13 protein-coding genes are annotated in these 12,525 nt (G+C 59.3%); 5 read left to right on the top strand and 8 right to left on the bottom strand.

Annotation, left to right across the window (positions count from 1 at the left end):
* Nucleotide 1: 1 nt before the first annotated feature.
* The 4 genes from A8O26_RS13155 to A8O26_RS13140 form a co-directional block, all read right to left on the bottom strand.
* Entirely contained in the window at nucleotides 2-766 is a 765-nt protein-coding gene (locus A8O26_RS13155; protein WP_008080191.1) for an amino acid ABC transporter ATP-binding protein, read from the bottom strand.
* Nucleotides 767-777: 11 nt separating this feature from the next.
* Nucleotides 778-1,872, bottom strand: coding sequence for an amino acid ABC transporter permease (locus tag A8O26_RS13150; RefSeq protein ID WP_064118415.1), 1,095 nt, complete (start codon nucleotides 1,870-1,872; stop codon nucleotides 778-780).
* A gap of 10 nt (nucleotides 1,873-1,882) precedes the next feature.
* The gene (locus A8O26_RS13145) at nucleotides 1,883-3,064 is read right to left on the bottom strand and encodes an amino acid ABC transporter permease (protein WP_064118414.1); all 1,182 of its coding nucleotides are present in this window, start codon (nucleotides 3,062-3,064) and stop codon (nucleotides 1,883-1,885) included.
* Between the two features lie 66 nt (nucleotides 3,065-3,130).
* The gene (locus A8O26_RS13140; protein ID WP_064118413.1) at nucleotides 3,131-4,162 is read right to left on the bottom strand and encodes an amino acid ABC transporter substrate-binding protein; all 1,032 of its coding nucleotides are present in this window, start codon (nucleotides 4,160-4,162) and stop codon (nucleotides 3,131-3,133) included.
* 468 nt (nucleotides 4,163-4,630) lie between these two features.
* On the opposite strand from A8O26_RS13140, the gene A8O26_RS13135 reads away from it, so the two are divergent.
* The 5 genes from A8O26_RS13135 to A8O26_RS13115 all read left to right on the top strand — a co-directional run bounded on the left by A8O26_RS13135 (nucleotide 4,631) and on the right by A8O26_RS13115 (nucleotide 9,941).
* Nucleotides 4,631-5,287, top strand: coding sequence for an alpha/beta hydrolase (locus A8O26_RS13135; RefSeq protein WP_064118412.1), 657 nt, complete (start codon nucleotides 4,631-4,633; stop codon nucleotides 5,285-5,287).
* A gap of 97 nt (nucleotides 5,288-5,384) precedes the next feature.
* Nucleotides 5,385-6,863 (top strand): ATP-dependent RNA helicase RhlB, encoded by a 1,479-nt coding sequence (gene rhlB / locus A8O26_RS13130; RefSeq protein WP_064118411.1) that lies wholly within the window; start codon nucleotides 5,385-5,387, stop codon nucleotides 6,861-6,863.
* Between the two features lie 135 nt (nucleotides 6,864-6,998).
* Complete coding sequence (locus tag A8O26_RS13125; RefSeq protein ID WP_064118410.1) at nucleotides 6,999-7,943, top strand: ornithine cyclodeaminase family protein; 945 nt, start codon at nucleotides 6,999-7,001, stop codon at nucleotides 7,941-7,943.
* A 150-nt stretch (nucleotides 7,944-8,093) separates the two neighbouring features.
* Nucleotides 8,094-9,221, top strand: coding sequence for an NAD(P)/FAD-dependent oxidoreductase (locus A8O26_RS13120; RefSeq protein ID WP_064118409.1), 1,128 nt, complete (start codon nucleotides 8,094-8,096; stop codon nucleotides 9,219-9,221).
* A gap of 93 nt (nucleotides 9,222-9,314) precedes the next feature.
* Nucleotides 9,315-9,941 carry a helix-turn-helix transcriptional regulator gene (locus tag A8O26_RS13115; protein WP_064118408.1) on the top strand — a complete coding sequence of 209 codons (627 nt, stop codon included), beginning with the start codon at nucleotides 9,315-9,317 and terminating at the stop codon, nucleotides 9,939-9,941.
* Between the two features lie 117 nt (nucleotides 9,942-10,058).
* Here A8O26_RS13115 and A8O26_RS13110 read toward each other — a convergent pair whose 3' ends face one another.
* The 4 genes from A8O26_RS13110 to moaC all read right to left on the bottom strand — a co-directional run bounded on the left by A8O26_RS13110 (nucleotide 10,059) and on the right by moaC (nucleotide 12,288).
* Complete coding sequence (locus tag A8O26_RS13110; protein ID WP_064118407.1) at nucleotides 10,059-10,835, bottom strand: ABC transporter substrate-binding protein; 777 nt, start codon at nucleotides 10,833-10,835, stop codon at nucleotides 10,059-10,061.
* 284 nt (nucleotides 10,836-11,119) lie between these two features.
* Nucleotides 11,120-11,572 (bottom strand): molybdopterin synthase catalytic subunit MoaE, encoded by a 453-nt coding sequence (gene moaE, locus A8O26_RS13105; protein ID WP_064118406.1) that lies wholly within the window; start codon nucleotides 11,570-11,572, stop codon nucleotides 11,120-11,122.
* Nucleotides 11,573-11,575: 3 nt separating this feature from the next.
* On the bottom strand, nucleotides 11,576-11,818 hold the full coding sequence (locus A8O26_RS13100; RefSeq protein WP_016985014.1) for a MoaD/ThiS family protein: 243 nt from the start codon (nucleotides 11,816-11,818) through the stop codon (nucleotides 11,576-11,578).
* Nucleotides 11,815-12,288 carry a cyclic pyranopterin monophosphate synthase MoaC gene (moaC, locus tag A8O26_RS13095; protein ID WP_064118405.1) on the bottom strand — a complete coding sequence of 158 codons (474 nt, stop codon included), beginning with the start codon at nucleotides 12,286-12,288 and terminating at the stop codon, nucleotides 11,815-11,817. Before moaC ends, A8O26_RS13100 begins: the two co-directional genes overlap by 4 nt.
* Between the last annotated feature and the right edge of the window lie 237 nt (nucleotides 12,289-12,525).

Raw genomic sequence — 12,525 nt, 5'->3', positions numbered from 1 at the left:
ATCAATGCAAAATCTGACTCAAGAACAGCTTCGTCCGCTCATTCTGCGGATTATCGAAGAAGTCATTCGGCGCTGCCTGTTCAACGATCTCACCCTTGTCCATGAAGATCACACGGTTCGCCACAGTCCGCGCGAAGCCCATTTCGTGAGTCACGCAGAGCATGGTCATGCCGTCTTCAGCCAGACCGATCATGGTGTCGAGCACTTCCTTCACCATCTCCGGATCGAGCGCTGAAGTCGGTTCATCGAACAGCATGATTTTCGGTTTCATGCACAGGGCGCGGGCAATCGCCACACGCTGTTGCTGGCCGCCAGACAGTTGCCCCGGAAACTTGTGCGCCTGCTCCGGAATGCGTACGCGTTCCAGGTAGTGCATGGCGATTTCCTCGGCCTTGCGCTTGGGCATCTTGCGCACCCACATCGGCGCCAGGGTGCAGTTCTGCAGGATGGTCAGGTGCGGGAACAGGTTGAAGTGCTGGAACACCATGCCGACTTCACGGCGGATCGCTTCGATCTGCTTGAGGTCGTTGGTCAGTTCCACGCCGTCGACGACGATGCGGCCCTGCTGGTGTTCTTCCAGACGATTGAGGCAACGAATCGTGGTCGATTTGCCGGAACCCGACGGGCCGCACAGGACGATACGCTCGCCCTGCTTGACGTTGAGGTTGATGTCTTTGAGCACGTGGAACTGGCCGTACCACTTGTTGACGCCCTGCATCTGAATAATGCCTTCAGGACCTACAGGCTTTTTGATTGCTTCACTCATTTACAGAACTCCTAACGCTTGTGGCCAGTGTCGAGCTTGCGTTCCAGATGCATGGAATAGCGCGACATACCAAAACAGAAAATCCAGAACACCAGGGCGGCGAACACGTAGCCTTCGGTGGCCATGCCCAGCCATTTCGGATCGGCAGCGGCTTGCTTGACGCTGTTGAGCAGGTCAAAGAGGCCGATGATGATCACCAGACTGGTGTCCTTGAACAGCGCAATGAAGGTGTTGACGATGCCGGGGATCACCAGCTTCAGGGCTTGCGGCAGAATCACCAGGCCCATCGAACGCCAGTAGCCGAGGCCCATCGCCGCAGCCGCTTCGTACTGACCTTTGGGGATCGCTTGCAGACCGCCACGCACCACTTCGGCCACATAGGCCGACTGGAACAGAATCACCCCGATCAACGCCCGCAGCAGCTTGTCGAAGTTCATGCCTTCGGGCAGGAACAGCGGCAGCATCACCGACGACATGAACAGCACCGTGATCAACGGCACGCCGCGCCAGAACTCGATGAAGGTCACGCAGATCACGCGAATCGCCGGCATGTTCGAGCGCCGACCCAGCGCCAGCACGATGCCCAGCGGCAAGGCGCCAGCGATGCCGACGGTGGCGATGACCAAGGTCAGCATCAGACCGCCCCACTGGCTGGTCGCCACGTTGCTCAGGCCGAAACCGCCGTGCAGCAGGATGTAGGCGATGATCGGGTACAACACCAGAAAGCCCAGCCCGTACATCGCTTTACGCGGGAAGCGCGAGATGAACAGCGGTGCCACACCGATGACCGCCAGCCACACGGTCAGGTCCACACGCCAGCGCAGATCCGCCGGGTAGTAGCCGTACATGAACTGGCCGAAACGTTGCTGAATGAACACCCAGCAGGCGCCGTCCTTGGTGCAATCGGCGCGCGTGGTGCCCACCCAGTTGGCATCGACGATCGCCCAGCTGAGAATCGGCGGTACCACGAGATAGATCAGATAAAACGCGAACAGGGTCAGCAGGGTGTTGAGCCAACTGGAGAACATGTTTGCGCGCATCCATGCGACCACGCCGATGCTGCGGCTCGGTGGAGGCATGTCGGGTTTGAAAGTATGAGTACTCATGCGCTTTTCCTTACCGCTCGATCAGCGCAATGCGCTTGTTGTACCAGTTCATCAGCATGGAAATGCTGATACTGATCGCCAGGTACACGCTCATGGTGATGGCAATCACCTCGATCGCCTGACCGGTCTGGTTGAGCACCGTACCGGCGAACAACGACACCATTTCCGGATAACCGATACCGGCCGCCAGCGACGAGTTTTTCGCCAGGTTGAGGTATTGGCTGGTCAGCGGCGGGATGATCACGCGCAGGGCTTGCGGGATGATCACCTTGCGCAGGGTCGGACCGTTGCGCAGGCCCAGCGAACGCGCCGCTTCGGTCTGGCCATGGCTGACCGACTTGATGCCGGAACGCACGATCTCGGCGATGAACGCTGCGGTGTACACGGTCAGGGCCAGCGTCAGGGCGAGCAGTTCAGGGATCAGCACCCAGCCGCCAACAAAGTTGAAGCCTGAAAGCTTGGGCATTTCCCAGTGCAACGGCGCGCCGAAGATCAGTGCGGACAAGCTCGGGATCACCAGCAAAATCGCCAGGCTGACCCAGAACTTGTGGAACGGTACGCCGGTTTCTTCAAAGCGCTTGGTGGCCCAGCGAGTCATCAGCACGACGCCGACGATCGCGACCAGCACACTGATCACAAACGCCCAGAAGCCGTCAGCCATCAAGGCGGCCGGCATGTTCAGGCCGCGACTGCTGACGAAGAAGGTGTCGCCGAAGTTGTGGCTGTTGCGCGGTCCCGGCATGGCCGTGAACACCGCGAAGTACCAGAACAGGATTTGCAGCAGCGGCGGAATGTTGCGGAACACTTCCACATACACGGTCGCCAGTTTGCTGATGATCCAGTTCTGCGACAGCCGCGCCACGCCGATGATGAAACCGAGAATCGTCGCCAGAATCACGCCGATCACGGTCACCAATAGTGTGTTGAGCAGACCGATGACAAAGACGCGGGCATAACTGTCCGCTTCGGTGTAGTCGATCAGGTGTTGAGCGATGCCGAACCCGGCACTGCGCTCCAGAAAGCCGAAACCGGAAGTAATGCCCCGGTGCTGAAGGTTGGTTTGCGTGTTATCGAACAAGTACCAGCCCAGCGAGACCACCGCCAAAACCGTGATGATCTGGAATAGCCACGCACGCACTCGTGGATCGCTGAGGCTGAACCTCTGCTTTGGTGCGCCGATTGAATTTTGCATGAAGTGCCCCGGAAAAAATGGAACAAGAACATCACCCGGCGGTTGGCCCGCCGGGTGATAGAACCATTAGCGCACTGGTGGTGCGTACTGAATGCCGCCATTGTTCCACAGGGCGTTCAGACCACGGTCGATCTCCAGCGGAGTGCTCTTGCCGAGGTTTTTCTCGAAGATTTCGCCGTAGTTGCCGACTTGTTTAACGATCTGCACAACCCAGTCTTTCGGCAGTTTCAGGTCTTTGCCGTATTCGCCGTCAGCGCCGAGCATACGGGCGACGTCCGGGTTCTTGGTCGACTTGGCTTCAGCTTCGACGTTCTTCGAAGTGATGCCGGCTTCTTCGGTGTTGAGCAGCGCGTAGCCAACCCAACGCACGATGGCCAGCCACTCGTCGTCGCCATTACGCACGACCGGGCCCAGTGGCTCCTTGGAAATGGTTTCCGGCAGCACCACGTAGTCCTTCGGCGAGGCCAGCTTGCTGCGCTGGGCGAACAGTTGGGACTTGTCGGAGGTCAACACGTCGCAACGACCGGATTCCAGCGACTTGGCGCTTTCATCGGAGGTGTCGAAAGTGATCGGGGTGTATTTCAGACCGTTGCCACGGAAGTAGTCGGAAACGTTCAGCTCGGTGGTGGTACCGGCCTGGATGCAGATGGTTGCACCGTCCAGCTCTTTGGCACTTTTCACGCCCAGTTTGTTGTTAACCAGGAAGCCGATGCCGTCGTAGTAGGTAATGAAGCCCGGGAATTTCAGGCCCATGCCCGCGTCACGCGAACTGGTCATGGTGGTGTTGCGCGACAGAATGTCGATCTCGCCGGACTGCAGGGCGGTGAAGCGCTCCTTGGCGTTCAACTGGCTGAATTTGACCTTGTTGGCGTCGCCGAATACGGCAGCGGCCACAGCACGGCAAACGTCAGCGTCGATCCCGAGGATCTTGCCGGTGGCGTCCGGTACCGAGAAGCCCGGCAGACCGTCGCTCACGCCACATTGCACGAAACCTTTTTTCTGCACGGCATCCAGGGTTGCACCCGCCTGAGCGAACCCGCTGACGCCGAGTACTGTTGCTGCAGTCACGATCGCCAGAGTGGATTTCAACATCTTCATTCAAACCTCCAGTTTTGCTCTTGTTGTGTCGGAGCTTGAGTCCAGTCGCACCCTTTTGAGGCGTTGTTGACCCGTGTTGGCTTTTTTTGGGGTCAACCGACGTCAGGACCTTCGCTATGAGTCTTTCAGGAGAAAATCCACATCATGGACAACTCACTTCTCACCAATCGGCCGAACGGGCTGTAGCCCTTTCACGTTCGCTGCGCCCGTAGCGGCCTTTGGCGAACATCCATCACCGGATTCTTTGCAATCCCGTCGCGGGTCGTACACTGATAGTGTTACCGCCCACGCAAGATCGGTTGCACGGTTCAAGCCATAGCAAAGCCCGTACCACACCGCTCACCGAATCGATTCGGCGACAGGTCAATAGCAAAACTTGTAACCTTGCGACATCTTCTTAACGGATCAACCTGGCGCGCACTCCAATCACGCACTTAATGAGAGCGCCCGCACATTTTTGGAGCAGACATGACCGAGCCCCTGATTCTTCAGCCTGTTAAGCCCGCAGACGCCTGCGTGATCTGGCTGCACGGCCTCGGCGCCGACCGCTACGACTTCCTGCCGGTGGCCGAGGCATTGCAGGAAAGCCTGCTGAGCACGCGTTTTGTATTGCCGCAGGCACCGACACGCCCAGTGACGATAAATGGCGGATATGCCATGCCGAGCTGGTACGACATTAAAGCCATGAGCCCGGCGCGGGCGATCGATCGGGATGAGCTGGAAGCATCGGCCGAGCGCATCATCGAATTGATCGAAAACGAGCGCGCCAGCGGAATAGACGCCTCGCGGATTTTCCTCGCCGGTTTTTCCCAGGGTGGCGCGGTGGTTTATCACACCGCTTTTCTGAAGTGGCAGGGTGCGCTGGGTGGCGTACTGGCGCTGTCGACGTATGCGCCAACGTTCAGTGATGAACTGGAGTTGTCTGCCAGCCAGCAACGGATTCCGGTGCTATCGCTGCACGGTCAGCACGACAACGTGGTGCAGAACTCGATGGGCCGCAGCGCCTACGAGTATTTAAAGCAGCATGGTGTCACCGTGACATGGCAGGAATACCCAATGGAGCACGAAGTGTTACCCGAAGAAATTCGCGACATCGGCGTCTGGTTGACCGAACGCCTGCGCTAAACATCGAGTTTAAAAACGCCCTTTGATCCCTCCTACTACGCCGCGCCCGTTTCTTGCATTACACTGGCCGGCGTACATTCCTTAATCAATTGATGAGATGACCGTGCTCAAAGCACTCAAGAAGATGTTCGGTAAAAGCGAGGCTGAGCAGCTCGCGCCAGTTCCCAGTGCGCCGTCGCACGCCCCCGGTCATCGCACCGATGCCCCACAGGCCGACCGCCCCGCTCCCGTAGCGGCACCGAAACAGCAGCCAGAACCTGCACCGGCCGAGCCAATCGCCGCCGAGCCTGCGCAGAGCGAAGCGCCGAAACCGGCCAGACCACGCCGCGAACCGAAGCCCAAGGCACCGGTCATTGCGTGGAAACTCGAAGACTTCGTCGTCGAGCCACAGGAAGGCAAAACCCGCTTCCACGATTTCAAACTGTCGCCAGAACTGATGCACGCCATTCAGGACCTGGGCTTCCCTTATTGCACGCCGATCCAGGCGCAGGTGCTGGGTTTCACCCTCGCCGGCAAAGACGCCATCGGCCGCGCGCAAACCGGTACCGGCAAAACCGCCGCGTTCCTGATCTCGATCATCACCCAACTGCTGCAAACGCCGCCGCCGAAAGAACGCTACATGGGCGAACCCCGTGCGCTGATCATCGCGCCGACCCGCGAGCTGGTGGTGCAGATCGCCAAGGACGCCGCTGACCTGACCAAGTACACCGGCCTCAACGTCATGACGTTCGTCGGCGGCATGGATTTCGACAAGCAACTCAAGCACCTCGAAGCGCGCCACTGCGACATTCTGGTCGCCACCCCGGGCCGCCTGCTCGACTTCAACCAGCGCGGCGACGTGCACCTGGACATGGTCGAAGTGATGGTGCTGGACGAAGCCGACCGCATGCTCGACATGGGCTTCATCCCGCAAGTGCGGCAGATCATTCGCCAGACTCCGCCGAAATCCGAGCGCCAGACCCTGCTGTTCTCCGCGACCTTCACCGAAGACGTGATGAACCTCGCCAAGCAGTGGACCACCGACCCGTCGATCGTCGAGATCGAATCGCAGAACGTGGCCAACGAAAACGTTGAGCAGCACATCTATGCGGTGGCCGGTGCCGACAAATACAAACTGCTCTACAACCTGGTCAACGATAATGGCTGGGAACGCGTCATCGTCTTTGCCAACCGCAAGGACGAAGTGCGCCGCATCGAAGAACGTCTGGTGCGCGACGGCATCAACGCGGCGCAACTGTCCGGCGATGTGCCGCAACACAAGCGCATCAAGACCCTGGAAGGTTTCCGCGAAGGCAAGATTCGCGTGCTGGTGGCCACGGATGTTGCCGGTCGCGGCATCCACATCGACGGCATCAGCCACGTGATCAACTTCACCCTGCCGGAAGTCCCGGACGACTACGTGCACCGCATTGGCCGTACCGGTCGTGCCGGCGCCGATGGCGTGTCGATCAGCTTCGCCGGGGAAGACGACTCCTACCAGTTGCCGTCCATCGAAGAGAAGCTCGGTCGCAAGATCAGCTGTGAAACGCCGCCGACGCATCTGTTGCGTGCGGTAGAGCGCAAACGTCCGCAGTAAGCGACGTTTAAGTGAAAAGCGCAGCCGGCAACGGACTGCGCTTTTTTTTGCGCGGATTTTCACCAGGCACTTGCCCGACAAAACTAAAAGTCCATAATGGACAAATAAGTTTAGTTTTTATCTTCGGAGCCTGACATGTCCAATACGCCCTATGTGATTGACCAAGCCCAGGCCCGTGAACTGCTGGCACGCATTGACGTGCCGCAGATCCTGCGCAAGCTGTTCCGGGATCTTGCGGCCGGCCATGCTGTGCAGCCGGCGCAGCAACTGGTGGAATTTCCCCAGGGTGCCGGGGACTTCATCAACTATCTGGGCGTGTTGGCCGAGGATGGCGTGTACGGCGTGAAGACCTCGCCGTACATCGTTCGCGAGCAAGGTGCGCTGGTGACGGCGTGGACGTTGTTGATGTCGATGAAAACCGGCCAGCCATTGCTGCTCTGCGATGCCGCTGAACTGACCACCGCGCGCACCGCCGCGACCACCGCCGTCGCCATCGATGCGCTCGCGCCGTTGAATGCCCGACGACTGGCAATCATCGGCAGCGGCAAGGTCGCCCAAGCGCATCTGCACTACGTGAAATCGCTGCGTGACTGGCACAGCATCAGCCTGTATTCGCCGAGCCTGTGCGCCGACGCTCAAACCCAGGCCCTGTTGAAGGCCATCACGCCCAATCTGAACATCACTGACAGCCGTGAAGCCGCCCTCGCCGAGGCTGACGTGATCATGCTCTGCACCTCTTCGGCGGGTCCGGTGATTGATCCTGCTGAGCTGAGTAAACCGGCGCTGATCACCTCGATCAGCACCAACGCCCCACGCGCCCACGAAGTGCCACCGCAAAGCCTCAACGACATGCAGGTGTTCTGCGACTATCGACTGACCACGCCGGGGTCGGCGGGTGAAATGTTGATTGCCAGTGACCAGCATGGCTGGAGCCAGGATTCGATTGTTGGCGACCTGGCGGATCTGCTCAGCGAGAAAGTGTCGCGCCCGGGTTACGACCGTCACGTGTTTTTCCGTTCAATCGGCCTTGGCCTGGAAGACATTGCCCTCGCCAATGCGATTTATCACTTAACCCACTAACGCCAAAAATCCCCTGTGGGAGCGAGCCTGCTCGCGATAGCGGTCTTACATTCAGCATTATTGTTGACTGATACACCGCTTTCGCGAGCAGGCTCGCTCCCACAGGGGGATAGCGAACGCCTTGATATTGCATACCCACCGGAGACTTTCATGAGCCAGGCAGATTTCATCATTATCGGCGGCGGGATTGCCGGCGCCTCTACCGGTTTCTGGCTGTCGCCGCACGGCAAAGTCATCGTGCTCGAACGCGAATCGCACCCGGCCTATCACTCCACCGGGCGCTCCGCCGCGCTATTCACCGCAGCCTACGGCACGCCGCAAGTGCGCGCACTGACCCAGGCCAGCCGGGCGTTCTTCGACAATCCGCCCAGCGGCTTCTGCGAACACCCATTGCTGACCCCGCGCGGCGAAATGACCGTGGACTTCAGCGGTGACGCCGCCGAACTCAATAACCAATACCTCAGCGCCAAAGCCACGGTCCCTGAGATGCAACTGCTTAGCGCCGACGAAGCCTGCGCGCGGCTGCCGATCCTGCGCCGGGAAAAAGTCCACGGCGCGATCTACGACCCGAGCGCCAGCGACATCGACACCGATGCCTTGCATCAAGGCTACCTGCGCGGTATCCGCCGCAATAACGGTGAAGTGCATACCGATTGCGAAGTGCTCGGCCTCAGCCGCGATGCCGACGGCCTATGGCAGGTTCAAACCAACGGCCAGACCTTCAGCGCGCCGGTGATCATCAACGCCGCGGGCGCCTGGGCCGACAAGATCGGTGCACTGGCCGGCGCCAGGCCGCTGGGCCTGCAACCGAAACGCCGCGCCGCGTTCATTTTCGCCGGCCCCGAAGGCGTCGACATTCACCACTGGCCGATGCTGGTCAGCCTCGACGAGTCCTTCTATATGAAGCCTGACGCTGGCATGTTTCTCGGCTCACCCGCCAACGCTGACCCGGTCGAACCCCACGACGTGCAACCGGAAGAACTCGACATCGCCATGGGCATCTACCAGATCGAAGAAGCCACCACACTGACCATCCGCCGCCCGACCCGCACCTGGGCAGGTCTGCGCAGTTTTGTCGCCGACGGTGATTTGCTCAGCGGCTTCGATCAACAAGTGCCAGGGCTGTTCTGGGTGGCGGCGCAGGGTGGTTATGGCATTCAGACTTCACCGGCAATGGGCCAGGCCAGCGCGGCATTGGTGCGTGGTCAACCGTTGCCCGAGCACTTGCTGCAGTTTGGCTTGAGCAGCGCCATGCTCTCCCCTGCCCGCCTCGCCTGATCGTCCCTGCGGATGACGCGCCCAACGGATTGCGGCACACTCGCAGCGCCTCCTGATCACGGAGGCGTTGACGCTGCCTGGAGCTCCACTGTCATGACCGCCCCTGAATTCGACCCGGCCCTGGATAACTTCCGTGCTATCGCCGATGCCATCGCCACGCTGTTCTTTCCGCACGCCGAAGTGGTGCTGCACGACCTGCGCACACAGAAGGTCGACTACATCGCCAACAACCTGTCCAAGCGCGAAATCGGCGACGACTCCTCGCTAGAGGACATGCTCAGCGAGGATGTTAGCGACCGCAATATCGGCCCGTACGAAAAGCTCAATTGGGACGGCCAGAAGATCCGCAGCCTGAGCAGCGTCCTGCGCGACGGCGAAGGCCTGCCGCTGGCGGTACTGTGCATCAATCTGAATATTTCGCTGTTCGAGAATGCCAAGGCAGCGCTGGACCTGTTCCTGTCGCCGAGCAAACTGATCCCGCAACCGGATTCACTGTTTCGTGATGACTGGCAGGAACGCATCAACACCTTCCTCCACGCCTGGCTGCGCGAGCGGCAACTGAGCCTGAATGTGCTGACCCGCGATCACAAACGTGAGCTGGTGTTGGCGCTGCACGCCGAGGGCGCGTTCAAGGGCAAGAGTGCCTCGAACTATGTGGCCAATGTGCTGAACATGGGGCGGGCGACGGTGTACAAGCATTTGAAGGAAATGAAAGGCTGAAGATTCAGGAGTTGTATTGCCTGGAATGACCTCTTCGCGAGCAGGCTCGCTCCCACAAAGGATTTGTGAACGGCACAGATCCAGTGTGGGAGCGAGCCTGCTCGCGAAAGCGGTAGATCAGTCGCCGTAAATGTCGGACTTGAAATACTTCTGGGAAATCTTCTGGTACTCGCCACTCGCGCGAATACCATCAATCGCGCCATTCAACTGGCTGACCAGTTCCGCGTTGCCCTTGCGCACCGCAATCCCCGCGCCCTCGCCGACGTACTTCGGATCCTTCAACTCAGGCCCGACAAACGCATAACCCTGGCCGCGTGGCATCGATAAAAAGTCATTCAACGGAATGGTGTCGGCAAAAATCGCATCCAGCCGCCCTGCCGCCAGGTCCATGTAGATCTCTTCGTTGTTGCTGTAGCGCTTGACGTTAATGCCCTTGGGTTCGAACACCTCGGTGGCATAACGATCAGTCGTGGTCGCGCGCTGCACGCCAACGTTCTTGCCCTTGAGGCTGGCGTATTGATCGTCAACGCTGGCGCCTTCCTTCATCACCAGGCGCGACGAAGTGAAGTAGTACTTGTGGGTGAAATCCACCGACTTCTTGCGGTCTTCGTTGATGGTCATCGATGACAGCGCCATGTCGATCTTCTTCACTTTCAGCGAAGGAATCAGCCCGTCGAACTCACCTTCGACCCACACGCACTTGACCTTCATCTGCGCGCACAGGGCGTTGCCGATGTCGTAGTCGAAACCGACGATTTCACCTTTGTCAGTTTTCGAGGCGAAGGGCGGGTAAGCGGCTTCGATACCAATGCGCAGGGTTTGCTCGGCGGCGAACACACTGGCGCAGGACAACAGGCTGAGGGCCAGACCGGTGATGAGGGGGAGTTTCTTCATGTTCGTTCTCTCGCGGGTTGTTGTTGGTTTGGCAAGACGAAGAAGAGCAGCTGCGAGCGGGGAGCTACGAGCGGCAAGATTGAAGCTTTTTTGTACTTGTAAATCCATATTGGACTTATAGGTACAAGTCGTCAATCAGGGAGAAGAGAGTGTCTGCGAGGTTTTGGGTGTTGCAGATGGCCTCTTCGCGAGCAAGCTCGCTCCCACATTGGATTTGTGAACGACACAGATCCAATGTGGGAGCGAGCTTGCTCGCGAAGGCTTACTGAAGGGCGCTAGAGGAATTACTTTTTCCAGCGATCCGCCGCCGCATGATCACTGTCCCGCCCCTCAACCCAACGCGGTCCGTCGCTGGTGTTTTCTTTCTTCCAGAACGGTGCGCGGGTTTTCAGGTAGTCCATGACGAAGGCGCAGGCATCGAAGGCAGCCTGGCGATGGGCGCTGGCGGCGCCGACAAACACGATCGGTTCACCCGGCTCGAGCGCGCCGATGCGGTGCAGCACTTCCAGTTTCAACAGCGGCCAGCGCTGTTCAGCGTCCACGGCGATCTTGCCGAGGGCTTTTTCAGTCATGCCTGGATAGTGTTCAAGAAACATCCCGGCCACATCCAGCCCATCATTGAAATCGCGCACGTAGCCGACAAAACTCACCACCGCGCCGACGCCAACATTGGCCGCGTGCATCGCGTTGACTTCAGCGCCCGGATCGAACGGCGTGGCCTGCACACGAATCGCCATGGCTCAGCCTCCGGTTACGGTAGGGAAAAACGCCACTTCGTCGCCATCGACCACCGGCTCGTCGAGCTGACAGAGGTCTTCGTTGCGCGCACACATCAGGTTCTGCTCGCTCAGCACCTCGGCGCCATCGCGTTGTGCCAACAACGCCCGCACGTCATCGACGGTAGCGAAATCGCCTTCAACTTTCACCGAATCGACGCCCAGCGCTTCACGGTAACGGGCAAAAAATTTCACGGTCAGGTTCATGGCTGCTCCGCCTGAAAGTGCCCGCTCTTGCCGCCGACTTTCTCCAGCAGGCGCACGCTTTCGATGGTCATGCCACGATCGACGGCTTTGCACATGTCGTAAATGGTCAGGGCGGCAACGCTGGCAGCGGTCAGCGCTTCCATCTCGACGCCGGTCTGCCCGGACAACTTGCAACGGGCAACGATGCGCACGGCGTCTTCGCCTTCGGCACTGAGTTCGACTTTGACGCCGGTCAGCATCAACGGGTGGCACAGGGGAATCAGATCGCTGGTTTTCTTCGCCGCTTGAATGCCGGCAATGCGCGCCACGGCGAACACATCGCCTTTGGGATGGCCGCCGCTGACGATCATCTGCAGCGTTTCGGGGAGCATGCGCACCAGCGCCTGGGCCGTCGCTTCACGGAACGTCACGGCTTTTTCGGTGACGTCGACCATGTTGGCGCGACCTTGGGAATCGAGATGAGTCAGCACGGGATTACTCCTGATCAGGAGCGTGGATTGTAAACCTGAGAGTCAAATTTTCGCATCACTGATTATGAAATCACCGTTGCCCCTGTGGGAGCGAGCCTGCTCGCGAAAGCGGATTCAGATTCACTATAGATGTCGACTGATACACCGCATTCGCGAGCAGGCTCGCTCCCACAGGGGATATGCATTTATCCATAAAAAACCGGGCGGCTTTAAGGGCCGCCCGGTTTTGGGTGAAGG

The sequence above is a fragment of the Pseudomonas fluorescens genome (genome assembly GCF_001648775.1).
GTDB classification, from domain to species: domain Bacteria; phylum Pseudomonadota; class Gammaproteobacteria; order Pseudomonadales; family Pseudomonadaceae; genus Aquipseudomonas; species Aquipseudomonas fluorescens_M.
The sequence above is the reverse complement of the archived record's forward strand: the minus strand, read 5'-3'. Positions and strand labels throughout refer to the sequence as shown.

Bases quoted from the DNA above. Each gene is read 5' to 3' on its own strand.
- A8O26_RS13155 (WP_008080191.1), bottom strand. From the start codon at position 766: ATGAGTGAAGCAATCAAAAAGCCTGTAGGTCCTGAAGGCATTATTCAG.
- A8O26_RS13150 (WP_064118415.1), bottom strand. From the start codon at position 1,872: ATGAGTACTCATACTTTCAAACCCGACATGCCTCCACCGAGCCGCAGC.
- A8O26_RS13145 (WP_064118414.1), bottom strand. From the start codon at position 3,064: ATGCAAAATTCAATCGGCGCACCAAAGCAGAGGTTCAGCCTCAGCGAT.
- A8O26_RS13140 (WP_064118413.1), bottom strand. From the start codon at position 4,162: ATGAAGATGTTGAAATCCACTCTGGCGATCGTGACTGCAGCAACAGTA.
- A8O26_RS13135 (WP_064118412.1), top strand. From the start codon at position 4,631: ATGACCGAGCCCCTGATTCTTCAGCCTGTTAAGCCCGCAGACGCCTGC.
- rhlB (WP_064118411.1), top strand. From the start codon at position 5,385: ATGACCGTGCTCAAAGCACTCAAGAAGATGTTCGGTAAAAGCGAGGCT.
- A8O26_RS13125 (WP_064118410.1), top strand. From the start codon at position 6,999: ATGTCCAATACGCCCTATGTGATTGACCAAGCCCAGGCCCGTGAACTG.
- A8O26_RS13120 (WP_064118409.1), top strand. From the start codon at position 8,094: ATGAGCCAGGCAGATTTCATCATTATCGGCGGCGGGATTGCCGGCGCC.
- A8O26_RS13115 (WP_064118408.1), top strand. From the start codon at position 9,315: ATGACCGCCCCTGAATTCGACCCGGCCCTGGATAACTTCCGTGCTATC.
- A8O26_RS13110 (WP_064118407.1), bottom strand. From the start codon at position 10,835: ATGAAGAAACTCCCCCTCATCACCGGTCTGGCCCTCAGCCTGTTGTCC.
- moaE (WP_064118406.1), bottom strand. From the start codon at position 11,572: ATGGCGATTCGTGTGCAGGCCACGCCGTTCGATCCGGGCGCTGAAGTC.
- A8O26_RS13100 (WP_016985014.1), bottom strand. From the start codon at position 11,818: ATGAACCTGACCGTGAAATTTTTTGCCCGTTACCGTGAAGCGCTGGGC.